The following is a 23,323-nucleotide window of genomic DNA, read 5'->3' on the forward strand; positions in this document are numbered from 1 at the left end:
TCGCTTCTCCCAGCACGAGGATGTCGTCGATGATCCGTCGCCGCCTGCTGCTCGCCACGCCCGCCCTCGCCGCGCTGCCGCGCTTCGCCATCGCGCAGGCCGACCAGCGCCCCGCCATCACCGTCGCCGTGCAGAAGGTGGTGAACTCCAACACGCTCGAGGTGCTGCGCGAGCAGTCCAATGTCGGCGAGCGCGTCTTCTACACTGCCATGTGGGAGGGGCTGATCGGTCGCAACTGGCTGGGCAAGCTGGAGAGCGTGCCGGGTCTCGCCACCGAATGGCGCCGCCTGGATGACCGCACCGTGGAGCTGACGCTCCGCCAGGGCGTGCGCTTCCACAACGGCGACGAGATGACGGCCGAGGACGTCGTCTTCTCCTTCGGCCGCGAGCGCATGTTCGGCACCGGCGAGGGCGCGCCCGCTTCCGGCACCCTGTTCACGCGCATTCCGGGTCAGGGCATGCAGGGCAAGGAGCTGCCGCCCGAGGTCATCGCCGTTGCCCGCCGCAACTGGCCGGCGCTTGAGCGGGTGGAGGCGGTGGACAAATACACGGTCCGCTTCGTCAACCGCACGCCGGACGTGACGATGGAAGGGCGCCTCGCGCGCTACGGCAGCGACATCCATTCCCGTCGCGGCTTCGAGGAGGCGGCGACCTGGCTCGACTGGGCGCGCAAGCCGATCACCACCGGCCCCTACATGGTCGCCGAGTTCCGCCCCGATGTCTCGCTGACGCTGGCGGCGCATGACCAGTACTGGGGCGGGCGCCCGCCGCTGCGCCAGATCCGCTTCGTCGAGGTGCCGGAGGTCGCTTCCCGCATCAACGGGCTGCTCTCCGGCGAATACACCTTCGCCTGCGACATCCCGCCCGACCAGATCACCGGCATCGAGCGCAACCGGGCCTTCGAGGTGCAGGGCGGCACCATCCTGAACCACCGCCTGACGGTGTTCGACAAGCACCACCCGACGCTGCGCGACGCGCGCGTGCGCCGCGCGCTGACGCATGCGATCGACCGGCAGGCGATCGTGGACAGCCTCTGGGCCGGGCGCACCGTGGTGCCGAAGGGGCTGCAGTGGGACTACTACGGCGAGATGTTCGTCAGCGACTGGTCCGTGCCGCGCTACGACGTGGCGGAGGCGCGGCGGCTGCTGCGGGAGGCCGGCTACCGCGGCGACCCGATCCCGTACCGCCTGCTGAACAACTACTACACCAACCAGGTCGGGACCGCGCAGATCCTGGTCGAGATGTGGCGGCAGGCTGGCCTGAACGTGCAGATCCAGATGGTGGAGAACTGGGCGCAGATCTTCTCCCGCGAGACGCCGCGCGCGATCCGCGACTGGTCGAACAGCGCGCCCTTCAATGACCCGGTTTCCTCCATCGTCAACCAGCACGGCCCGAACGGGCAGCAGCAGCAGGTGGGCGAGTGGACCAATGAGGAGATGAACCGCCTCTCGGTCGAGCTGGAGACCAGCACCGACCGCGCCCGGCGGCGCGTGGTGTTCCGGCGCATGCTGGAGATCGCGGAGCGCGAGGATCCGGCCTTCACCGTGCTGCACCAGAACGCGACCTTCACCGCGAAGCGGCGCGACACGCCGTGGAAGGCGAGCCCTGCCTTCGCCATGGATTTCCGCGCCGGCAACTGGGGGGCCTGAGGCGATGATTTCCCTGTCCCGCCGCGCTGCCTTCGGCGCAACGGCCGCGCTCGTCCTGCCCCGCTTCGCGGTCGCCCAGGGGACGTCCACGTCTGACCAGCGCCCGACGATCACCATCGCGGTGCAGAAGGTCGCCAACACCAACACCCTGGAGACGCTGCGCGAGCAGTCCAATGTCGGCAGCCGCACCTGGAACAGCTATGGCGAGACGCTGATCGAGCAGAGCTGGTCCGGCGATCTCGGCCTCAAGCCCGCGCTGGCCGAGAGCTGGCGGCGCATCGACGATCGCACGGTGGAGCTGACGCTGCGCGACGGCGTGCGCTTCCATGACGGGCGGGTGATGACCGCCGAGGACGTCGCCTTCTCCTTCGGCCCGGAGCGCATGGGCTGGAACCTCACGGTCGAGCAGGCGCGCAACCTGTTCGGCACGGTGCCGGGCCGCACCCAGGGCCGCACGCCGCCGCCCGAAGTCCTCGCTGTCGCGCGCCGCACCTTCCCGGCTTTCGAGAAGATCGAGGTCGTGGATGCGCGCCGGGTGCGCTTCGTCAACCGCGTCCCCGACGTGACGCTGGAGGGGCGGATCAGCCGCAACGTCGGCATGATCGTCAGCCGCGCCGCCTTCGAGGCGGCGCCGACCTGGCTCGACTGGGCGCGGCGGCCCGTGGGGACCGGCCCCTATCGCGTGGCGGAGTTCCGCCCCGACCAGGTGTTGGTGCTTGAAGCCTTCGACGAGTACTGGGGCGGCCGTCCGCCGATCGCGCGGCTGCGTTTCGTCGAGGTGCCCGAAGTCGCCTCCCGCATCAACATGCTCCTGACCGGCGAGGCCGACTTCGCCTGCGACATGCCGCCGGACCAGATCGGCACGGTGGAGCGCAACCCCCGCCACCAGGTGGTCGGCGGGACGATCATGAACCACCGCCTGACGGTGTTCGACAAGAACCATCCGCAGCTCGCCAATCCGCTGGTGCGCCGGGCCTTCACCCATGCGATCGACCGCCAGGCGATCGTGGAGGCGCTGTGGGGCGGCCGCACCGTCGTGCCGCGGGGCTTGCAGTTCGAGTTCTACGGAGCGATGTACCAGCGCGACTGGGAGCCGCCGCGCCACGATCCGGCGGAGGCGCGGCGCCTGCTGCGCGAGGCCGGGTATCGCGGCGAGCCGATCCCGTATCGCTTGCTGAACAACTACTACACCAACCAGGTCGCCACCGCGCAGATCCTGTTGGAGGGCTGGCGCCAGGCGGGGCTCAACGTGCAGATCGAGATGCGGGAGAACTTCCCGCAGGTCCTCTCGCGCGAAGGGCAGCGCGGCGTGCGGGACTGGTCGAACAGCGCAAGCTTCAACGATCCCTCCGCCTCCATCACCAGCCAGCATGGGCCGCAGGGCCAGCAATGGCAGATCGGGGAGTGGCGCAACGACGAGTTCGGGCGTCTCTCGCAGGAGCTCGACACTTCCACCGACCGGGCGCGGCGGGGCGTGGTGTTCCGGCGCCTGCTGGAGATCGCGGAGCGCGAGGACCCCGCCTACACCGTGCTGCACCAGTCGGTGAACCTCACCGCGAAGCGCCGCGACCTCGCCTGGCAGCCGGTGCAGTCCTTCGTTATGGATTTCCGCAGCCGCAACTGGGGGGCCTGAGACGTGCCTGCCGGCGTCGTCACGGGCGCGCCGCTCGTCGCGATCCGCGGTCTGCGGGTCGCCTTCGATGGCCAGCCTGCGCTGCGCGGCATCGACCTCGATGTCGCGCCCGGCGAGGCGGTCGGGCTGGTCGGTGAATCAGGCTGCGGCAAGTCCGTCACCTGGCTCGCCGCGCTCGGCCTCCTGCCCGCGCGCGCCGCGATCGCGGGTCAGGTGCGGCTCGGCGAGACGGAACTGCTTGGTGCGCCGGCCACGACGCTGGAGAAGGTGCGGGGCGGACGCGTCGCGATGATCTTCCAGGATCCGGCCAGCAGCCTGAACCCGGTGCACCGCATCGGCCGGCAGATCACGGAGGCGCTGGCGCTGCACAGGGGCATCACCGGCGGGGCGGCGCGGTCGGAGGCGAGGCGCCTGCTCGACCAGGTCGGCATCCCGGATGCGGGGCGCCGTCTGGACGCCTATCCGCACGAGCTGTCCGGCGGACAGAACCAGCGCGTGATGATCGCCATCGCGCTCGCCGGACGGCCGGAGCTGCTGGTGGCGGACGAGCCGACCACCGCGCTCGACGTCACGATCCAGGCGCAGATCCTCGCGCTGCTGCAGCAGCTGCGGCGAGAGACGGGGATGGCGCTGGTGCTGATCAGCCACGATCTCGGCGTGGTCGCCGAGACCTGCGAGCGCGTCTGCGTGATGTATGCCGGCCGCATCGTGGAGGAGGCGCCGACGGCGCGGCTCTTCGCGGCGCCGGCGCATCCCTACACGCGCGGCCTGCTGGGCGCTTTGCCGCCGATGGACGGGCCGCGCCGGCGTCTCTCCGCCATTCCCGGCGGCGTGCCGGAGCCCTGGGCGATGCCGCCCGGCTGCGCCTTCGCCCCGCGCTGCCCGCATCGCATCGGGCCCTGCGACGGTGCTGTTCCGTCGGATGCCATGCTGGCGACCGGTCATCGCGCCGCCTGCATCCGCGCAACCGTCGCCCCGCTGCTGGCCGAGGCAGCGGAATGAGGGAGGCGGCGCCGCTGCTGCGGGCGGAAGGCCTGGTCCGCCGCTATGCGATGCGGCGCGGCGCCTTCGGGCGCAGCGTGGAGGTGCGCGCCGTGGCCGGCGTATCCTTGACCGTCGAGCGCGGGCGCACGCTCGGCCTCGTCGGGGAGTCCGGCTGCGGCAAGTCCACCACCGGGCGGCTCGTGCTCGGCATGGAAGCGCCGGATGCCGGCAGCGTCGCCTTCGAGGGCAAGCCGCTTCCGTCGCCCGGCAGCGCGGCCTGGCGGGCGCAGCGCGCGCGCATGCAGATGGTCTTCCAGGATCCGCTCGGCGCGCTCGACCGCCGGCTGCCGGTCGGCGCCCAGATCGCAGAGCCGCTCGAGATCCACGGCATCGGCGGCAAGGCGGAGCGCGCCGCACGGGTCGAAGCGCTGCTCGGCGCCGTCGGACTGCGCGCCGACCAGGCGATGCGATACCCGCATGAGCTCTCCGGTGGCCAGCGCCAGCGCGCGGTGCTGGCGCGCGCGCTCGCGACCGAACCCGCGCTGCTGGTCTGTGACGAGCCGATCAGCGCGCTCGACGTCTCGATCCAGGCGCAGGTGATGAACCTGCTGGTGGACCTGCAGGCGCAGTTCGGCATGGGCGTTCTCTTCGTCAGCCACGACCTCCGCGCCGTGCGCCAGGTGAGCCACCGCGTGGCGGTGATGTATCTCGGCCAGATCGTGGAGGAGGGGGAGCCGGATGCGGTGCTGCACGACCCGGCGCATCCCTATTCGCGGGCGCTGGTCTCGGCCATCCCGCATCCCGGCAGGGCCGGGCAGCGGATGGTGCTGCAGGGCGACCCGCCGAACCCGGCGGACCGTCCTTCCGGCTGCGCCTTCCATCCGCGCTGCCCGGTGGCGAGCGCGCTCTGCGCGCGGGAGGCGCCCGTGCTGAAGCCGCGGCCGGATGGCCGGCTGGTCGCCTGCCACGTCGCGCAGGGCGAGGCGGCGCCGGGCCAAGGCATCCTGGCGAAGGCGGCCTGACATGCTCCGTTTCCTGCTTGGCCGCATCGGTCGCGCGGCGCTGACCATCGCGATGGTCGTCACCTTCGCCTTCGTCGTGCTGCGCCTTTCGGGCGACCCGGCGCAGATCATCATGGGCGCCGATGCGCCACCGGAGGCGGTGGACGCCTTCCGCACGGCGTGGGGCCTCGATCAGCCGGTCTGGGTGCAGTACTTCCACTATTTCGGCGCGATCCTCTCGGGCGACCTCGGCCGTTCCATGCGCGACGGGCGCGACGCCCTCGTGCTGGTGACGGAGCGCATTCCGGCGACGCTTGCGCTCACGCTGCCCGCGCTGCTGATCAAGATCGGCCTCGGCATCCCGGCGGGCATCTACGCGGCGCTGCATCGCAACTCCCTCGCCGACCGCATCGTGATGGTGGTGGCGGTGGCGGGTTTCACCGTGCCCTCCTTCGTGCTCGGCCTGCTGCTGGTGCTTGTCTTCGCGGTGCAGCTGGGCTGGCTGCCCTCGGGCGGGCAGGAGGGGTGGCGGCACGCGATCCTGCCGGTGATCACGCTTGGCCTCGGCGGCGCGGCGGTGCTGGCGCGCTTCACCCGCAGCGCGATGCTGGAGGTGCTGGGCCAGCCCTATATCCGCACCGCAAGCGCGAAGGGCGTGCCGTGGCGCGCGGTGGTGACGCGCCATGCCCTGCCCAACGCGGCGATCCCGACGGTGACGATCATCGGCTTCATGGTCGGATCGCTGATCGCCGGCGCGGTGGTGGTGGAGAGCGTCTTCTCCTGGCCCGGCGTCGGGCGGCTGCTGGTGGTCGCCGTGGCGAACCGCGACCTCGCGGTGGTGCAGTGCATCCTGCTGCTGGTGGCGACGACGATGGTCTGCGCGAACCTGGTGGTGGACCTGCTCTATGGCCTGCTCGATCCGCGGCTGCGCAGCGCGCCGCGCAGGGCGGGGGCCTGAGATGCCGGAAGCGCCGCTGCCCGTCGCCGCCGCCCCGCCGCGCACCCGCCGGCCCGGCCCACCGCCGCTGGTGGTCTTCGGCTTCTGCTGGCTCGCGCTGATGCTCGCCGTCGCGCTGCTCGCGGACCTGATCAGCCCCTATGCCTACACCGCGCTCGACCTGCGCAACCGCCTTTCGCCGCCGATCGGCTTCGGCGGCACCTGGCTGCATCCGCTCGGCACCGACGAACTCGGGCGCGACGTGCTGGCGCGGTTGATCTACTCGATCCGCACGAGCCTGCTGATCGCCTTCGGCGCCACGATCATCGGCGCGGTGGTGGGCACGACGCTCGGCTTCCTCGCCGCGCATTTCCGCGGCCTGGTGGAGCAGGCCGTGCTCGCGCTGGTGGATTTCTCGGCCTCGCTGCCCTTCCTGATCCTGGCCCTGTCGGTGCTGGCCTTCTTCGGCAATTCGATGGTGCTGCTGGTCTGCCTGCTGGGCCTGCATGCCTGGGAGCGCTATGCCCGCATCGCGCGCGGCCTGGCGCTGAGCGCGGGGGCGCAGGGATATGCCGCGGCGGTGCGCCAGCTCGGCGCCTCGCCCTGGCGGCTCTACGGGCGGCACGTCCTGCCCAACATCGCCTCCACGCTGATCGTCTCCATGACGCTCGCCTTCCCCGAGATCATCCTGCTGGAGAGCGGGCTCAGCTTCCTCGGCCTCGGCGTGCAGCCGCCCGAGACCTCGCTCGGCTCCATGGTGGGCTACGGGCGCGAGTATCTCACCCGGGCCCCCTGGATCCTGCTCGCGCCCGCGGTCACCATCGTCCTGACCACGCTCTCCGTCTCGCTGATCGGCGACTGGCTGCGCGACCGGCTGGACCCCACCCTGCGCTGAGGGACGCCCCATGGCACGCATCGTGATGCTCGCGCTGGACGGGCTGCGGCCCGACATGGTCTCGCCGGATGCGACCCCGCATCTGCACGCGCTGGCCGCGGAAGGCGTGCGCTTCGCCAATGCGCGCAGCGTCTTCCCGTCGGAGACGCGCGTCGCCACGCCCTCCCTCATCACCGGCTGCCGGCCTGGCGGGCACGGCATGGTGGCGAACACGCTCTATGACGCCGCCGCGGCGCCCGAGCGGCTGCTGCGCACCAAGCTCGTCGAGGATGTGCTGGCGATGGCCCAGGGGCGGGAATCGCCGCTGCTCCGCCCGAGCCTCGGCGAACGCCTGGCCGCGGCCGGCCGCAGCTTCGCCCTGGTCAGCGCCGGCACGGCGGGCGCCGCCCGACTGCTGCATCCGGCCGCGGAGCGGCTCGGGCTGTTCCGCTGGAATGTCGAGGAGGAGGAAGGCGCCGCCGCCGCAGCCATGCGCGCGCGCTTCGGCCCGACGCCGCCGCATGCCGTGCCGAACATCCCGCGCCTGCGCCATGCCGCGCGGGTGCTGCTCGAGCACGTGCTGGCGGAGCTTCGCCCCGACGTCACGCTGGTCTGGCTGTCGGAGCCCGATGTCTCCTTCCACTGGGGCGGGCTCGGCTGCGCCCATGCGCAGGGGGCGCTGCGCGAGGCGGACCGCATCGTCGGGCAGGTCGTGGCCTGGCGTGACGCCCAGCCCGACGCGGCGGAGATCGCCATCCTGGTGCTGTCCGACCACGGCCATGTCACCGGCCGCGGCAAGCTCTCGCTGCGGGCGGAGCTGAACCGGGCGGGCTTCCGCGCCGGGACGGGCATGGGGGAGGGGACCGACATCGTCGTCGCCCCGGCGGCCGCGCCCGGGCTCTGGCTGCGCGACCCGGCGCTGGCCCCGCAGCTCGCCGAATGGCTGGCGGCGCAGCCCTGGTGCGGGCCGCTGCTGGCGCGGGACCCGGCCATCCTGCCGGCCGGGGCGGCGCTGCCGCTCGCCCTGCTCGGCAGCGGGCACGCCCGGAGCGCCGACCTGGTCGTGACCTTCGCGGGCTCGGAGGAGGACGACGAATGGGGCCTGCCCGGCCACGCCCCCTTCGACGCGCCGGACGTGCCGGAAGGCGGCGGGATGCATGGCGGGCTGCATCGGGCGGAACTTGCCACCGTGCTGGTTATGCAGGGCGGTGCGCTGCGCCGCGGTGCGGTGGCTCAGGCGCCCTGCGACCTGACCGACATCGCACCGACCGTGCTGCACCTGCTGGGGGTCGCTGCGGAGGGCGTGGAAGGCCGCGCCCTGCGCGAGGCTTGGGACGCCGCGGCGGACTCGCCGCCCGCCGCCGAGGCCATCGCGCTGCCGCGCGGCTTCGTGCTTGAAGCGATGCGCAGCCCCGGCGGCAGGCTCTACCCGAGCGGCTTGCGGCGCGGCTGAGCGGTCCTCCTCCGCCCTCCCGGCGTTGACGGATCGCTCCCCGGCGCGGCGTTATGCGCGGATGCGGTTCGGCGCTGCGGGGGACGGGATGCGGACAGGATGACCGAGGGCGATCCGATATCCGCCACGCCGCGCAGCGTCCTCGTCATCGGCGCCGGCATCGTCGGCCTTGCGCTCGCCTTCCGCCTGCGGCGCGAAGGCGCGCAGGTGGTGCTGGTGGACCCCGAGCCGCCCGGCGAGGGTGGGGCGAGCTTCGGCAATGCGGGCGCGATCAGCGCCAGCTCGGTGGCGCCGCTGGCCATGCCGGGGCTGCTGAAGCAGGTGCCGCGCATGCTGCTCGACCCCGCGGCGCCGCTGCATGTCCCGGCCGCCTACTGGCTGCGCGCCGCACCCTGGCTGCTGCGCTTCGTCGCCGCGGCGCGGCCGGCGGCGGTCGCGCGGGCCGCCGCGGCGCTCGATTCCCTGCTGCGCCTGGCGACGGAGCAGCATCTGGCCCTCGCGGCGGAGATCGGCGTGCCCGAGCTGATCCGCCCGACCGGCAATCTCTACCTCTATCGCAGCCCGGAACAGCTTCGGAAGGACACCGCCGCCTGGGACCTGCGGCGTGCCCATGGCGCGCGGGTGGAGGTGCTGGACCGCGCCGGCGTCCTGGCACTGGAGCCGGAGGTCGCCCCGGCCTACCAGGTCGGCGTCTTCCTGCCCGACCATGCCTGGTGCGCCTCTCCGCATCGCTACGCGCAGGCCGTCGCGGCGGCGTTCCTGCAGGCCGGCGGCGAGATCCGGCGCGACCGCATCCGCGCGCTGACCGTCGCCGAGGGGCGGGTGACCGGCGCGGAGGGTGAGGCTCGGCGGCATCCCGCCGAGGCGGTCGTGGTGGCGGCGGGCGCCTGGTCGGTGCGGCTGCTGGCCCCGCTCGGCTACCGCATCCCGCTGGAAAGCCAGCGCGGGTACCACGTGAACCTGCCGGATGCCGGCCTTTCCATCGGGCGGCCGGTGGTGCCAGCCGACCGCAAGGTGTTCATCACGCCGATGGAAGGCGCGCTGCGCGTCGCGGGCACGGTGGAGTTCGGTGGCCTTGAGGCCGCGCCGAACGAGGCGCGGGCGAAGCTGCTCTACGACGACCTCGCCGCGGTGTTCCCCCAGGCGCGGCGCGACGGCGCGGCCGGCTTCTGGATGGGCCATCGGCCCTGCCTGCCGGATTCCGTGCCGGTGATCGGGCCGGCGCGGCGGATCGCGGGGCTTTGGCTCGCCTTCGGCCACGGCCATCTCGGCCTGACCGGCGCGGCGCCGACGGCGCAGGCGCTCGCGCCGGCCATCCTGGGGCGGCCGGGCAACCTGGACTTCGCGCCCTTCGCGGCCGAGCGCTTCGCCTGAGCGGGGTCAGTTGTAGAGGCGGCGTTCCTGGGCGTGCTTCGCGGCGACCAGGCGCAGGATGTCCGCGATGGTCTCGCAGGCTTCCACCTCGTCGTCACGGACCGCGATGCCGTAATGGACGTCCATCGCGACCACGACCTCGTGCCGGTCATGCTCGTCGCAGGCGAGGGCCTCGGCGAGATCCAGGTCCAGCGACGCCTTCGCATGCGGCACGCCCAGCACGTCACACAGCACCGTCCGCAGACGGGGCAGGTGCGGGATGCTCGGAATGGCGGCGAGCTGGAGCATGGTCCTCGACGGCTGTGACCAACGGCATGCCGTAGCAGATATCGGCATGCGAAGGCCAGCGTGTCCTGCAGCGCCGCCCGTGCGCGGGAACAAAGATTTACACTGTGTCAGTCTTTGTTCGGAAGCGACTGCCGTCAGCCGAAGCTGAGCTGCACCTTCATCGCGGCCCTTCTGTCGGCCGCCAGCGCGAAGGCGGCCTCCGCCTGTGCCAGGGGGCGCGTCGCCGTGATCAGCGGCCGCACATCGATCTCGCGCCGTGAGATCAAGCCGGCGGCGATCTCGAATTCCGGGTGGAACCGGAAGCTGCCGGCCAGGCGGAGCTCCTTTGCGACCACCGTGTTCATCGGCACGTCGAAGGCGCCGCCGATGCCCACCTGCACGATGGTGCCGCGGGGGCGCACGCAGGCGATCGCCTGGGCCAGGGCACGCGGGTTTCCGCTGCATTCGAAAGCCAGGTCGAAGCGGCCCTTGTCGGCCTCCTCGGCCGCCAGGGCGGCGCGGTCGGCGGCGACATTCACCGCCGCATCCGCGCCGAGGCGCCTCGCGAAGGCAAGCGGCTCCTCCACCACCTCGGTCACCGTCACCCAGGCCGCGCCCGCATGGCGCGCGGCCAGCAGCACCACGCCGCCGATCGGGCCGAAGCCGGTGATGAGCACGCGCTTGCCGCGGACCTCGCCGGCCTGCGCCACGGCGTGCAGGGCGACGGCCAGCGGCTCGCTCATCGCCGCCTCTCCGATCGAGACGGTGTCGCCGATCTTCACGCATTGCCGCGCCGCGCAGACCAGGTGCCGCCGGAAGCCGCCCTGGACGTGCGGCATCCGCATCGCGCTGCCGAAGAAGCGCATGTCGAGGCAATGCTGCGGCTCGCCCCGCGCGCAGTATTCGCAGGCGCCGCAGGGGCTGGAAGGGTTCACGGCCACCCGGTCGCCCTCGCGCAGGCCTTCGACGCCGGCGCCGAGCGCGGCGACGGTTCCGGCGATCTCATGGCCAAGGACCATCGGCTGGCGCAGGCGCACGGTGCCGAAGCCGCCATCAAGCCAGTAATGCAGGTCGGAGCCGCAGATCCCGCCGGCACCGATCGCCACCATCACCTCGCCCGGCCCGGGTTCGGCAAGCTCCACAGCCTCCACGCGCAGGTCGCGCGCGGCGTGGATCACGGCAGCTTCGGTGGTGGCCATGGCGTTCCTCTTCCCGTCCTGCGGCCCGGTGGCGACCGGCGTCAATGACTGCTGCCGAGCACCAGCGCCCTGAACGGCAGCATCACGGTCTGGATCCGCAGCAGCAGGGCATGCACGAACCCGATCGTGTCGATGGCGTGCAGCGCCAGCCAGCGTCCGGCGGACAGGTTCGGATCCTGCAGCGCCTCATGGTTCGAGGTATAGGCATTGGCGATGCAACTGCTGCCCGGCAGCACGCCGTCCAACCCATTCTCGTAAAGCGGTTCCAGCACGGTCAGCACGGTGCCGGGCTGGCGAACGAAGTGCTGCAGGTCCAGCAGCTGGTCGGTGCTGCGCAACTGGCCCGCGGCGATGAAGCCCTGCACATGCGTGACCACCATGGGGATCACGACCCAGGGCCGGGATGCGCAGGTCGCCTCCGCCAGCATCCCTGGCCGCATCACCTGCGCCTCGATCTGGCCGAAGCCGGCAGCCAGCACCTGCCGCGTCGCCCCGTGGTTCTCCGGCACCAGGACGCCGGCGGGGCGCAGCATCGGGTTCACCAGGTCGCCGACCTGCAGCAGGAACTGCTCGACGCGGCCGTCGATGCCGGCGCGCACCACCGTCTTGTCGAGTTCGGCCTGCGCCTGGGCGAGCGCGGCCTGCGCGCTGGCGCGCTGCGCCGGCAACTGCTCGGCGATGCGCGCCTCCACGGCCTGCTTCGAGGCTTCCGCCGCGGCGACGCCGGCTTCGCGCGTGCGCACCAGCACCTGCAGGCGCTCCGCCTCGCGCCGGGCCACCACGTCGCGCTGGGCGAGCTCCGACTTCGTCTCGAATTCGTCGATGGCCTGCTGCAGGTTCCATTGCGCTTCCAGCATGCGCGCCTCGGCGTTGGCGAGGTCGGCGCGCGCCAGGGCGAAGTTTGCGTCAACCTCCGCGACCTCGCGCTGCGCCCGCTCCACCGCCGTCCGTTGGGACCGGTCGTCCAGCGTGAAGAGGGGCTGGCCCGCCTTCACGCTCTCGCTGCCGCGCACATGCACATCGGCCACGCGCCCGACCGTCTCGGGCAGGATCGGCACGCTGCGATAGACCGCGCTGACATAGGTGGTCGCAGGGTGGAAGTAGAAGACAGCCGTGATCAGCCCCACGGTGAGCAGCAGGCAGGTGACGATCCCCCAGCGCAACTCGAACCAGACGGAGAACAGCGTGATCTCCCGCCCGATCCGCTTGCCCTGCACGAAGCGGCGGTAGAGGTAGTCGGGAACCAGGGTGAACAACGCGCAGATCAGCAGTTCCAGCATCGTTCAGGCGTCCTGGCCGTGATGCGCGGCATGCCGGCGCGCCGTTTCGTCGTCGGAGGGATGGGCTGGCCCACGCGACCGCGGCGGTCCCTCGGTCGTGTCCCCCGCGCCCGGCGGGAAGCCGGCGATCTTCTCCGTCGATCCGGCGATGCGCCGCATCGGCCCGGTGAAGTCCGGGATGTCGATCAGCGCCAGCAGCAGGCCGGCCACCCAGAAGGCGTGGATATGCGTGAACAGCGCGAGCAGGCCGAGCACCGCGACGATCTCGAACTGCAGCTTCTGGCCGCGATGCGCCATCCGTTCCGGCAGGGTGTGCAGGCGCAGGAAGATCAGGCCGAAGGCGACGATGGCGGCGATCAGCGTCAGCCCCGCTACGATCAGCAGCGGATCGGACCCGTCCGGCCCCGGCAGGAAGAAGGGCAGGTGGTGCGGCGCGGCGGGATGGACTTCCGTTGTCACGACGTCTCCTCGGGCGCGGCGGGCTGGCGGCATGGCCGCCGCGCCGCCGCGCGATCATAGCCGGAGCCGGCGGCGCGCCGGCAAGCGCCGTGCTAGGCCGGCGGCGAGAGCCGCGCCCGCGGATCGTGGCGCCCCAGGCGCGCCAGCAGATATTCCACCTCGTCCCGCGCCTTGGCCGACATGGCCGCGCCGGGGCGGCGCTGCGCGTCGGAGGCGAGGACACCGCGGCGCATCAGCACGTATTTCCGCACGGCGAGCCCGACGCCCGGCTGCAACTCGTAGCGGATCAGCGGCAGATGCGCGTCGAACAGGTCATGCGCGCGGTCGCGCTCCCCGGCCTGCGCCAGGCGCACCAGCTCCACCAGCATGTCCGGGAAGGCGTAGCCGGTCATGGCGCCGTCCGCGCCGCGCTCCATCTCGAAATCGAGGAAGATGCCGCCATTGCCGCACAGGATGCTGATCGGTCGCATCGAACCCTCGGCCTGGAACTTCCGCAGCGCGCTGATCTTCTCGAGCCCCGGCCAGTCCTCGTGCTTCAACATGACGCAGGAGGGAAGCTCGGTGACGATGCGGCGGATGATGCCCGGCGTCATCTGCACCTGGAACAGCTGCGGGTAGTCCTGCAGCACCCAGGGGATGTCGGTGCCGATCGCCTCCACCGCCTGGTGGAAATAGCCGACGATCGCCTCGTCATGGCGGAGATGGCTCGGCGGCGCGATCATCACGCCCGCGGCACCCGCCTCCATCACGCCATGCGCCAGCGCGCGCATCGCGGCGAAGCCGGGCGCGGTGACGCCGACGATGATGCCCGCCTTGCCCGCGCGGCGGATGATGCGCCGGCTGATCTCCAGCGATTCGGCGCCGTCGAGCTTCGGCGCCTCCCCCATCACGCCGAGTATGGTCATGCCGTCGCAGCCCGACTGCAGGAAGAAATCCGTCATGCGGTCGGTGCTGGCCTCGTCCACGCGGCCATCCGGGTGGAAGGGCGTGGGCGCGATGACGTAGACGCCCTTGGCGGTGTGATCGAGAGGCATCGGGGCTGGCTTCCTGGACTGGCCGGGAGCGGATCATCGCGGCGGCGCGGCGGGGCGTAAAGACCGGCGGCCTTTCAGCGGCTTCGCTTCCTCCCCGCCGCGGCGCAGCCGCGCGGCGATCTCCGCCATCAGCTGTCGCGCCGAGGGCGAAAGCTGGCGCTCGCGCGGGGTGAGGAGGCCGACGCGCCGCGTGAGCGCGGGGCGCACCAGCCGCACCGCGGCGAGGCCCGGCGGCAGGGGCTCCGGCAGGGCGGAGGCGGGCAGGGGGGTGACGCCGACGCCCGCGGCCGCCATCGCGACGGCGGTCGCGAGGTGCCGCACCTCGACCCGCCAATCGGCATTGACCCGCGCCTCGGTCAGCGCGGCCTCGACCAGGCGGCGGTTCTCGCTCGGCGTGTGGGTGGAGACGGCCGGCTCCCCGCGCAGGTCCGACCAGGCGACGGAATCCCGCCGCGCCAGGCGATGATCGGCCCGCATCACCAGGAAGAAGGGCTCCTCGAAAAGCGGGATGCGCTCGACGTTCCAGCGCTCAGCGCCGATCGCGGCGAGCGCGAAATCCACGCGGTTCGCGTCGAGCATGGCGCGGATCTCGGTGGCGGAGCTTTCATGCACCACCACCTCGGCCTCCGGCCAGCGCTGGCGGTGCGCGACGAGCAGCGGGCCGAGATGGCGCACGGCGAGCGTCGGCAGGCAGCCGATCTCCACGCGCTGGCCGCGGTCCGGGTCCACGGCGCGCCGCATCGCCGCCCGCAGCCGCCCGATCGCATCCTGCGCTTCCGGCAGCAGCGCCGTGCCGGCGGCGGTGAGGCGGATGGGCTGGGTGCGGCGGTCCAGCAGCTCGGTGCCCGCCACTGCCTCCAGCCGCTGCAACCGCCGCGTCAGGGCCGGCTGGCTGAGTCCGAGCCGGCTCGCGGCACGGCGGAAGGAGCCGAGCTCGGCGACGGCGATGAAGGCCTCGAGGCCGGGCAGGTCGAGATACATGGGCGGCGCCATGATGCATGGGATGCATCGCGCGGTCACCTCATTGCATTTGACGCGCGCGGAACGCCGGGCCGAGACTGCGCGCCAACGGAGGAAACGCGATGCCCGATACGACGCTCGACACGAGCGCCATGGCCGGCTGGATCGGCCGCCAGGAAGTGCTGGAGGACGAAGTGGCGCTGCCTATCGTCCGTCGCCTGGCCGCTCTGCTCGACCTCGACCCGATGGGCTACCGCCGCGGCGATGCGCTGCCGGAGGGCTGGCACGCCGTGTTCTTCGCGCCCATCGCGCGGCAATCGCAGCTCGGGCCGGACGGGCATCCGCGCAAGGGCGACTTCCTCCCGCCGGTGCCGCTGCCGCGCCGCATGTTCGCCGGGCGCCGCATGCGCTACCTGGCGCCGATCCGGATCGGCGCGGAGATCCGCCGTGTTTCCACCATCGCCGCGATCACGCCGAAGGTCGGGCGCACCGGCCAGATGGTCTTCGTGCGCGTGGACCATGTGGTGGAGATGGATGGACAGCCGGTGCTGACCGAGCTGCACGACATCGTCTACCGCGAGGAGGCGAAGCCCGGCGCCGGCGCACCGCCCAAGGCCGAAGCGCCGCCCGAACTGCCGGAGCCGCATGAGCGGCAGGCCTATGCGCCGCAGACCACGACGCTCTTCCGCTACTCCGCGCTGACCTACAACGCGCACCGCATCCACTACGACGCGCCCTACACCAAGGGCGAGGAAGGCTATCCCGACCTCGTCGTGAATGGCGGGCTGCACGCGTTGTTCCTGCACGAGATGGCGCGCCGCAACCTGCCGGGCGGGCGCATCGGCCGCTTCTCGGTCCGCAACGTGAATCCCTTCTTCGTCAACCGCCAGGGCGAGCTGCGCTGCCGGAAGGAGGAGGATGGCCGCCTCTCGCTCTGGGCGATGAACGAGACGGGCCGCGTGACGGCGCAGGCCGAGGCGGCGAGCGAGCCCGGAGAGCTGGCGTGAGCGGGAAGGGGCCGCTCGCCGGCATTCGCGTGCTGGACGCCACCGGCGTCATCGTCGGCCCCACCTCGACCCTGCTGCTGGCCGAGCAGGGCGCCGACGTGATCAAGGTGGAGCCGCCGGAAGGCGACCTGATGCGCAAGCTCGGCGGCAAGGCGCCGGCCGGCAAGCCGGGCATGTCGCCGAAATTCACGCATTTCAACCGCAACAAGCGCTCCATCATGCTGGACCTGAAGTCGCCGCAGGGGCGGGAGGTGATGCTGCGCCTCGCCGCGACGAGCGACGTCTTCGTCAGCAACATGCGCCCGCGCGCGCTGAAGTCGCTGGGCCTGACGTGGGAGGCGCTGTCGGCGATCAACCCGAAGCTCGTGCATTGTACCATCGCCGGCTTCGCAACCGGCGGCCCCTACGACGGCGCACCGGCCTACGACACTATCATCCAGGGCCTCTCGGGCGTCGCGGCCTGCAACGAGGCGATGCTGGGCGAGCCGCGCTTCGCGCCCTTCGTGCTGACCGACCACATCGTCGGCATCATTGCCGCCCAGGCGATCTGCGCCGCGCTGGTCGCGCGGGAACGCAGCGGGGAAGGGCAGGCGATCGAGGTTCCGATGTTCGAGAACGCGGCCGCCTTCGTGCTGTCGGAACACCTCGGCCAGCGCACCTTCGACCCGGAGGGCACGATGGGCGATCCGCGGATCATGACGCCCGATGCGCGCCCGATGAGGACGAAGGACGGCTACATCTGCGTCTCCGCCAACACGGATGCGCAGGCGCGCGGCTTCTTCGAGGCGATCGGGCGGCCGGAGCTGAAGGACGATCCGCGCTTCAAGGACGTTCCCGCACGGCTTGCGCATGTAAAGGACTACTTCGGCCTGCGCGCGCAGGCGCTGCAGGAGCGCACCACCGCCGAATGGGTGGAGCTGCTGCGCCGCCACGACGTGCCGGCCATGCCGTATCACACGCTCACCAGCCTGCTGGACGATCCGCAGCTGCGCGGATCGGGCACGCTGACCAGGGAAGACGGGGAGGATTGGATGCTTGGGCTGCGTCACGCCAATCGCTATTCGGGCTCCGGCCTGCCGCCATCGCGCCTGGCGCCGCGCCAGGGCGAGCATGGCGAGGAAATCCTGGCCGAGCTCGGCTACGACGCCGCGGAGCGCGCGCGCATCCTGGGGAAGGAGAGCGCAGCATGAACCGGCGCACGCTTCTCGCCGCCGCGGCGGCGACGCTCACCCCCTTCGCGCTACGCGCGCAGGATGCCTGGCCGAGCCGGCCGATCCGCCTGATCGTGCCCTTCCCGCCGGGTGCCGCGAACGACACGCTCGGCCGCGCCATGGCCGACCAGCTCGCGCCGCGGCTCGGGCAGCCGGTGGTGGTGGAGAACCGCGCCGGCGCAGGCGGTGCCATCGGCACGGACCACGTCGCGAAGTCGCCGGCCGACGGATACACGCTGCTGCTCGGCCATATCGGCACGCTGGCGGTGAACGTGCCGATGTATCCGCGCCTGCCCTATCACCCTGTGCGCGACTTCGCGCCGGTGGCGATGATCGCGACGACGCCGAACGTGCTGGTGGTGAACCCGCGCATGCCCTTCCAGGACATGCAGTCATTCGTCGCCTATGCGAAGGCCAATCCTGGCAAGCTGCGCTACGGCACGGCGGGCAATGGCAGCGCCGGCCACACGGTGATGCTCGCCTTCCTGCACGCGACCGGACTGGAACTGGAGCACATCCCCTATCGCGGCCTGGCGCCCGCGCTGAACGACCTCGTCGCGGGCCATGTGGACGTGACCTGGGGTGGTGCGCCCACCGTGATGCCGCTGGTGCGCGAGAACCGGCTGCGTGCCCTCGGCCTGTCCAGTGCGCAGCGCGTGGACAGCCTGCCCGGCCTCCCCACTGCCGCGGAGACGGTCGCGCCTGGCTTCGAAGCCGTGCCCTGGTACGGGATCGCCGCGCCGGCCGGCACGCCCGCGCCGATCATCGCGAGGCTGAATGCCGAGATCAACGCGAGCCTGAACACCCCGGCCGTCTCCGAGCGGCTGCGCCAGGACGGCGCGGAGCCGACGCCCGGCACGCCGGAAGCCTTCGGCCAGCTGATCCAGTCCGAGGTCACGCGCTGGACCGAGCTGATCCGCGCCGCCGGCGTGACGGCGAACTGAGGATGAGTGCGATGCGCGCCGCGACCTGGCGGTCCTTGCTCTATGTTCCGGCGAATGTGCCGCGCTTCGTCGCCAAGGCGCCCGGCGCGGGGGCGGACGCGATCATCCTCGACCTCGAGGACAGCGTGCCGGTCGCGCAGAAGGACGCGGCGCGCGAGGGGCTCGCCGACGCCATGCGCATCTGCCGGGAAGGCCCCGCCGCGGTGCTGGTGCGCATCAACCGCCCGCTGCGGCTCGCCGTGCGCGACGTGGAGGCCGCGGTGGCCTGCGGCGCCGACGGCATCCTGGTGACCAAGGCGATGGATGCCGGCCATGTCCGGCTGGTCGCGGAGCTGCTGGACGAGCTGGAAGGCGGCACGCCCCGCGCCGCCATCCTGCCGCTGATCGAAACGGCGGCGGCCGTGGCGCGAATGGAGGAGATCGCCGCTGCATCGTCCCGCGTCGCCGCGTTGCTCTGCGGCGCGGAGGATCTGGCGGCGGAGATGGGCTGCACCGCCGATGACGAGGTGATCGCGCTGATCAAGCGCCGCATGGTGATCGCGGCGGCGGCAGCCGGCGTCACGCCGCTCGGCACCCTCGGCTCCATCGCGGATTTCCGCGACCACGAGAAGCTGCGCGATGTGATCGCGCGGTCCCGCCGCGCGGGCTTTGGCGGCGCCACCTGCATCCATCCGGGCGTGGTGCCGCTGCTGAACGAAGGCTTCGCGCCGACCGAGAAGGAACTCGACCTGGCGCGCCGCCAGATCGCGGCGGCCGAGGAGGCCGAGCGCGAAGGCCGCGGCAGCTTCGAAGTGGATGGGCGCATGGTGGACGAGCCGATCCTGCGCCGCGCCCGACGCATCCTGGCTGCGGCGCGATAGCCCCTACGCGGCGGGCTCGCACCGAAAGCCCTCGCCCCACCGGCGCACGTAGCCGGTGGAGGGCGAGGGGAAATGCACGAAGCAGCAGAGCGTGTCGGTGTCGCAGACACGCTCCAGGAAGTTCCGGCGCGTTGTCACCGCCTGCTCCGGGTCGTTGTCCAGCATCATGCGCAGATGCGGGTAGCGCGCCTGCAGCGGCGAATGGATCAGGTCGCCGGTGATCACTCCCGCGGCGCGCCCGCGCCCAAGCTCCACGGCGAAATGATCGATGGTGTGCCCGGGCGTCGGCAGCAGGCGCAGATGGTCGTCCAGCGCGTGGTCGCTGGCGACGGGCTGCGCCCGACCGGCGGCGACGATGGGCAGCACGCTGTCCACGATCCAGGGGATTTCCGCCTCCGCGTTGCGCTCCGTCCAGAAGGCGAGCTCCTTCTCGGAGAACAGGTAGCGCGCATTCGGGAAGGTCGGCACCCAGCGTCCGTTCTCCAGCCGCGTATTCCAGCCGACATGATCGATGTGCAGATGCGTGCACATCACCACGTCGATGTCCTCCACGCGGAGCCCTGCCGCCGCCAGCGCATCCATGAAGGCGGTGTCGCGCTTGCGGTGCCATTGCGGATGCAGCGGCCGCTCCTTGTCATTGCCCAGGCAGCTGTCCACCAGCACGGTGTGATGCGGCGTGCGCACCACATGGGACTGCATGCAGAGCTTGACCCGGTCCTTCTCGTCGAGCGCATCGGGGCGCAGCCAGTCCCGGTTCTCCGCCAGCAGCTCCGGCGTCAGGTTGGGGAAGAAAGCGAGGATGTCGCGCAGGCCGGCGGCGGGCTCGGATTCGACGAGGCGATGGATGGTGACGTCGCCAAGGCGGAAGGTTGTGCGCACGCTCAGGCCAGCCAGCGCGCCAGATTGTCGCGCACGAAGGCGTCGTCGGTCAGGTGCGGATAGCGCGCGGCGACCGCGCTCAGCAGTTCCGCCTGGCCGGGCGACAGGGTTTCGTGCGGATCGAGGCACCAGATGCCGTCCAGCAGGCCCTGGCGGCGCAGGATCTCGTGGCAGCCGGCGATGACGCCGTGGAAAGCATGCGCGACGTCGAAGACCGCCGCGTTCATCTCCGTCACCTGCGCATCCAGCGCGAGCAGGTCGGCCGGGATCGGTCCCGCGCCGACCGCCTGGCAGCGCCGGTGCAGTTCCACCGCCGCGCGCGTCCAGACCGACCAGTGGCCGAGCAGCCCGCCGACGATGCGCAAGGGCTTGTCGCCGCCAAGGTCGAAGGGCGTCAGCAGGTCGGCGACGATGTGGTCGTCATTGCCGGTGTAGAGCGCGATGCGATCCGCGGCGCAGGCATCCTGCACGCCGCGCAGCACGTCCAGCGTGGCGTAGCGGTTGAAGGGCGCGATCTTGATGGCGACGGCGTTCGGGATGCCGGCGAAGCGCCGCCAGAAGCTGGCGGGCAGCGGCAGCCCGCCGACCGCGGGCTGCAGGTAGAAGCCGAAGAGCGGCATCTCCGCCGCCACAGCCGCGCAATGCGCGACCAACTCGTCCTCCGACGCGCCCTTCCAGGCAGCCAGCGACAGCAGCACGGCGTGGTAGCCAAGGCCGCGCGCGATCCGCGCCTCCCGCACCGCCTGCTCCGTGCGGCCGACCACGCCGGCGACGAGGATCGGCGTCGTCGCCTGCTCGGACGCCGCCTCCGCCGCGATCGTCAGCACCGGCTCGTAGAGGCCCACATCGCGGATGGCGAATTGCGTCGTGTGCACGCCCACCGCAAGCCCGCCGCTGCCCGCATCCAGGTAGTAGCGCGACAGCGCCTTCTGGCGCCGCGGATCCAGCTTGCGCTCCGCAGTCAGCGCCAGCGGATGCGCCGGGATCACGCAGCCGGCGCGCAGCCGTTCGGCGATGCCGGTGGGCCAATCCTCCCAGCGAAGCGGCATGGTCAGAACCTCCCGTCGCGCACTTCGAACTTCGTCGGCTTGCCGAGCGCCCGGCCGCCGCGCGAGACCCAGTCGGCCACCCATTGCACCAGCCGGTCCAGCGGCACGCGTGGATAGCCGAACAGCGCGAAGGCCCAGGCGGCGTTGGACAACAGCGCCTCCGGCGCCTCCGTGCCTGCAAACACCGGATCGCGCCCCATCAGCGCGCCGAAGCGCGAGGCGAGCCAGCGGATGGAGACCGTCTCCGGCCCCGTCACGTTCATGATCGGGCAGGCCGCATCGGCGTGGCGCAGCGCGCGCAGCGTCCAGGCATTGGCGTCGCCCTGCCAGATCACGTTCGCGTGGCCCATCGCCAGCGGCACCGGCGTGCCGTTCAGCACCTTGGTCGCGACGTCGTGCAGCACGCCGTAGCGCAGGTCGATCGCGTAGTTCAGGCGGATCCCGAAGCAGCGCGTGCCGCGCGCCGCGCCGGCATGCTGGAACACCCGCTCCCGCCCCAGGCAGCTTGCGGCATACTCGCCGACCGGCGCGGGCGTCGTGCTCTCATCCGGCATCGGGCCGTTCACCGGCACCAGCGGCAGCACGTTGCCGGTGGAGAAAAAGACGATGCGCGACGCTGCGTAGCGTTCCGCCACCATGCCCGGCAGCAACACGTTCATCGCCCAGGTCAGCGCCTCGTTGCCGGTCGAGCCGAATTTCCGGGCGGCCATGAAGATCACGTTCGGCGCGTCCGGCAGCGCGGCCAGCGCGGCGCGGTCGGTCAGGTCGGCGCTCAGGCACTCGATACCCCAGGATTCCATCCGCTCCCGCAGGCCGGGCTCGGACCAGCGCGCGACGGCGATGACGCGGCGCGCGGGATCGGCGCGTTTCGCCAGGCGACAGAGCGTCGGGCCCATCTTGCCCGCGGCGCCCAGCACCAGCAGGTCGCCCGGCACGGCGGCGAGGTCTTCCCGCAGCGCCGCGTCCGGGCGCGTCATGACGTCCTCGAGTTCCGCCTCGTCCGCGATGGCCGCCGGCCAGGTCATGCCGTCCTCCCGTCTTGCGAGTGGCGGCAGCATGGCCCCGTCCGGGCGGCGAAGGCCAGCCCCCGGCCGGCTCAGGCGATGTCGGTGTAGGTCCGTCGCAGCTTCGCAAGGAAGGCGGGCGACGCCTTGGCGCGTGCGCCCGCGACCGCGTCGGTGCCGGAAACAAGCGTGTCCGACGCTTCCAGCGAGAAATCGCGCACGAAGGCGACGCGCGGGTCGCGCCGCGCGGCAATCTCACGCACGCTTCCGCCGCGCCGCAGCACCGTCCCAGCCACGACGCCGCATTCCACTGCCTGCGTCGCACCCTGGCCGAGGGTCGGCACCATCGCCTGCGCCGCATCTCCGAGGAACAGCGCGCGCCCGGTCGGATCGTGGCGCAGCAGCGGCACGGTGGCGGACCGCGCCCAGTGGATCTCCGGCAGATGCGCCGTGACCTTGTCGAGCATCCAGGCGACAGCGGGGCAGGGCGGCGCATCCTGCGGCGTGAACAGCGCGCGCTGCGCTGCCTCGGTCTTCATCGCCTCGGTCACCTGCGCATCAGGGCCGAGCGGGAAGGTGCCGGCGATGTAGACGGCGCCGCCCGGCACGCGAAAGGACAACAGCCGCGCATTGCCCCGAAACCACTGGCCGTAATCGTCATAGGGACACTCGGCGGCCTCGGTGACCAACAGCCGCCAGATGCACACGCCGAGCAGCGTGCCCTCCGGCTCGCCGCAGGTGAGCGCGCGCAGGCGGCTGTAGCGGCCATCGGCGCCGACCAGCAGGTCGAAGCCGCCGTCGCGCACCAGGCCCGAAGCGGTGCGGAACACCGGCACCAGCCGGCCCGCCGCATCCTCCTCCAGCGCTTCCAGCGTGTGCCCGCTGCGCGTGCAGCCTGCCACCGGCGCGCGCAGCAGGCGGTAGAGTTCCGACCAGCGGATGCGCATGCCGGGCTCCTCGGCCAGGTCCAGCAGGTCGAGGTCGAGCAGGCGCGTGCCGTCCGTCAGGTCCACGAACCAGCGCCGCCAGGGCAGGGAGGCCTCGCGCAGCGCCGCATGCCTGACCGGCCTGTGCAGGCGCAGCGCCTTCAGCGCGTTCGGCCCGACATTCAGCCCCGTGCCGGCCTCGGCATGCTCGCCGCGCGCGACCCGTTCATAGGCCGTGACGGACATGCCGGGCGCGTCCAGCAGCGCCTCCGCCAGAAGGCTGCCGGCGACGCCGGTGCCGATGATGCCGATCCTCATGCGGCGCATTATGCTAGCGCC

The 23,323-nt window shown here is 72.0% G+C and carries 22 protein-coding genes; 12 read left to right on the forward strand and 10 right to left on the reverse strand.

The genetic code is table 11. From position 1 onward, the window contains the following. Positions 1 to 20: 20 nt before the first annotated feature. From DFH01_RS12925 to DFH01_RS12960, 8 genes are all read left to right on the forward strand, one after another. Positions 21 to 1,649: an ABC transporter substrate-binding protein gene (locus DFH01_RS12925; RefSeq protein ID WP_109870899.1), complete on the forward strand. Its 1,629-nt coding sequence runs from the start codon at positions 21 to 23 to the stop codon at positions 1,647 to 1,649. Between the two features lie 4 nt (positions 1,650 to 1,653). Continuing rightward, positions 1,654 to 3,282 carry an ABC transporter substrate-binding protein gene (locus tag DFH01_RS12930; protein ID WP_109870900.1) on the forward strand — a complete coding sequence of 543 codons (1,629 nt, stop codon included), beginning with the start codon at positions 1,654 to 1,656 and terminating at the stop codon, positions 3,280 to 3,282. Positions 3,283 to 3,285: 3 nt separating this feature from the next. Then, positions 3,286 to 4,284, forward strand: a complete 999-nt coding sequence (locus tag DFH01_RS12935; protein WP_109870901.1) for an ABC transporter ATP-binding protein — start codon at positions 3,286 to 3,288, stop codon at positions 4,282 to 4,284. Continuing rightward, positions 4,281 to 5,288 (forward strand): ABC transporter ATP-binding protein, encoded by a 1,008-nt coding sequence (locus tag DFH01_RS28995; RefSeq protein WP_109870902.1) that lies wholly within the window; start codon positions 4,281 to 4,283, stop codon positions 5,286 to 5,288. The genes DFH01_RS12935 and DFH01_RS28995 overlap by 4 nt, the downstream gene beginning before the upstream one ends. A 1-nt stretch (position 5,289) precedes the next feature. Beyond that, positions 5,290 to 6,225, forward strand: a complete 936-nt coding sequence (locus DFH01_RS12945) for an ABC transporter permease (RefSeq protein ID WP_109870903.1) — start codon at positions 5,290 to 5,292, stop codon at positions 6,223 to 6,225. A gap of 1 nt (position 6,226) precedes the next feature. Further along, entirely contained in the window at positions 6,227 to 7,099 is an 873-nt protein-coding gene (locus DFH01_RS12950) for an ABC transporter permease (protein WP_109871598.1), read from the forward strand. Positions 7,100 to 7,109: 10 nt separating this feature from the next. Continuing rightward, complete coding sequence (locus tag DFH01_RS12955) at positions 7,110 to 8,531, forward strand: alkaline phosphatase family protein (protein ID WP_109870904.1); 1,422 nt, start codon at positions 7,110 to 7,112, stop codon at positions 8,529 to 8,531. A 99-nt stretch (positions 8,532 to 8,630) separates the two neighbouring features. Further along, entirely contained in the window at positions 8,631 to 9,905 is a 1,275-nt protein-coding gene (locus DFH01_RS12960; RefSeq protein WP_109870905.1) for an NAD(P)/FAD-dependent oxidoreductase, read from the forward strand. 6 nt (positions 9,906 to 9,911) lie between these two features. Here the strand turns inward: DFH01_RS12960 and DFH01_RS12965 are convergent, their stop codons facing one another. From DFH01_RS12965 to DFH01_RS12990, 6 genes are all read right to left on the reverse strand, one after another. Continuing rightward, entirely contained in the window at positions 9,912 to 10,193 is a 282-nt protein-coding gene (locus DFH01_RS12965) for an acyl carrier protein (RefSeq protein ID WP_109870906.1), read from the reverse strand. 134 nt (positions 10,194 to 10,327) lie between these two features. Further along, positions 10,328 to 11,371, reverse strand: coding sequence for an L-idonate 5-dehydrogenase (locus DFH01_RS12970; RefSeq protein ID WP_109870907.1), 1,044 nt, complete (start codon positions 11,369 to 11,371; stop codon positions 10,328 to 10,330). Positions 11,372 to 11,412: 41 nt separating this feature from the next. Next, positions 11,413 to 12,651: an HlyD family secretion protein gene (locus DFH01_RS12975; protein WP_109870908.1), complete on the reverse strand. Its 1,239-nt coding sequence runs from the start codon at positions 12,649 to 12,651 to the stop codon at positions 11,413 to 11,415. A 3-nt stretch (positions 12,652 to 12,654) separates the two neighbouring features. Then, complete coding sequence (locus tag DFH01_RS12980) at positions 12,655 to 13,110, reverse strand: hypothetical protein (protein WP_109870909.1); 456 nt, start codon at positions 13,108 to 13,110, stop codon at positions 12,655 to 12,657. 92 nt (positions 13,111 to 13,202) lie between these two features. Beyond that, positions 13,203 to 14,144, reverse strand: a complete 942-nt coding sequence (locus tag DFH01_RS12985) for a dihydrodipicolinate synthase family protein (RefSeq protein ID WP_109870910.1) — start codon at positions 14,142 to 14,144, stop codon at positions 13,203 to 13,205. A 33-nt stretch (positions 14,145 to 14,177) separates the two neighbouring features. Continuing rightward, the gene (locus tag DFH01_RS12990; protein WP_109870911.1) at positions 14,178 to 15,137 is read right to left on the reverse strand and encodes a LysR family transcriptional regulator; all 960 of its coding nucleotides are present in this window, start codon (positions 15,135 to 15,137) and stop codon (positions 14,178 to 14,180) included. An 89-nt stretch (positions 15,138 to 15,226) separates the two neighbouring features. Here DFH01_RS12990 and DFH01_RS12995 point away from each other — a divergent pair, with 89 nt between their 5' ends. The 4 genes from DFH01_RS12995 to DFH01_RS13010 are packed head-to-tail and all read left to right on the forward strand — an operon-like array spanning position 15,227 to position 19,126. Continuing rightward, positions 15,227 to 16,111, forward strand: coding sequence for an HTD2 family dehydratase (locus DFH01_RS12995; protein WP_109870912.1), 885 nt, complete (start codon positions 15,227 to 15,229; stop codon positions 16,109 to 16,111). Continuing rightward, complete coding sequence (locus tag DFH01_RS13000; protein WP_109870913.1) at positions 16,108 to 17,301, forward strand: CaiB/BaiF CoA transferase family protein; 1,194 nt, start codon at positions 16,108 to 16,110, stop codon at positions 17,299 to 17,301. The genes DFH01_RS12995 and DFH01_RS13000 overlap by 4 nt, the downstream gene beginning before the upstream one ends. Then, complete coding sequence (locus DFH01_RS13005; RefSeq protein WP_109870914.1) at positions 17,298 to 18,266, forward strand: Bug family tripartite tricarboxylate transporter substrate binding protein; 969 nt, start codon at positions 17,298 to 17,300, stop codon at positions 18,264 to 18,266. Before DFH01_RS13000 ends, DFH01_RS13005 begins: the two co-directional genes overlap by 4 nt. Before the next feature lie 11 nt (positions 18,267 to 18,277). Continuing rightward, complete coding sequence (locus DFH01_RS13010; protein ID WP_158287744.1) at positions 18,278 to 19,126, forward strand: HpcH/HpaI aldolase/citrate lyase family protein; 849 nt, start codon at positions 18,278 to 18,280, stop codon at positions 19,124 to 19,126. Positions 19,127 to 19,129: 3 nt separating this feature from the next. Here the strand turns inward: DFH01_RS13010 and DFH01_RS13015 are convergent, their stop codons facing one another. From DFH01_RS13015 to DFH01_RS13030, 4 genes are all read right to left on the reverse strand, one after another. Then, positions 19,130 to 20,005: an MBL fold metallo-hydrolase gene (locus DFH01_RS13015; protein WP_109870916.1), complete on the reverse strand. Its 876-nt coding sequence runs from the start codon at positions 20,003 to 20,005 to the stop codon at positions 19,130 to 19,132. Between the two features lie 2 nt (positions 20,006 to 20,007). After that, positions 20,008 to 21,054 (reverse strand): dihydrodipicolinate synthase family protein, encoded by a 1,047-nt coding sequence (locus tag DFH01_RS13020; RefSeq protein WP_109870917.1) that lies wholly within the window; start codon positions 21,052 to 21,054, stop codon positions 20,008 to 20,010. 2 nt (positions 21,055 to 21,056) lie between these two features. Next, positions 21,057 to 22,079, reverse strand: coding sequence for an NAD-dependent epimerase/dehydratase family protein (locus DFH01_RS13025; protein ID WP_109870918.1), 1,023 nt, complete (start codon positions 22,077 to 22,079; stop codon positions 21,057 to 21,059). A 71-nt stretch (positions 22,080 to 22,150) separates the two neighbouring features. Continuing rightward, positions 22,151 to 23,302, reverse strand: coding sequence for an FAD-dependent oxidoreductase (locus DFH01_RS13030; RefSeq protein ID WP_109870919.1), 1,152 nt, complete (start codon positions 23,300 to 23,302; stop codon positions 22,151 to 22,153). Between the last annotated feature and the right edge of the window lie 21 nt (positions 23,303 to 23,323).

It is taken from the genome of Falsiroseomonas bella (assembly GCF_003173615.1).
GTDB lineage: Bacteria > Pseudomonadota > Alphaproteobacteria > Acetobacterales > Acetobacteraceae > Falsiroseomonas > Falsiroseomonas bella.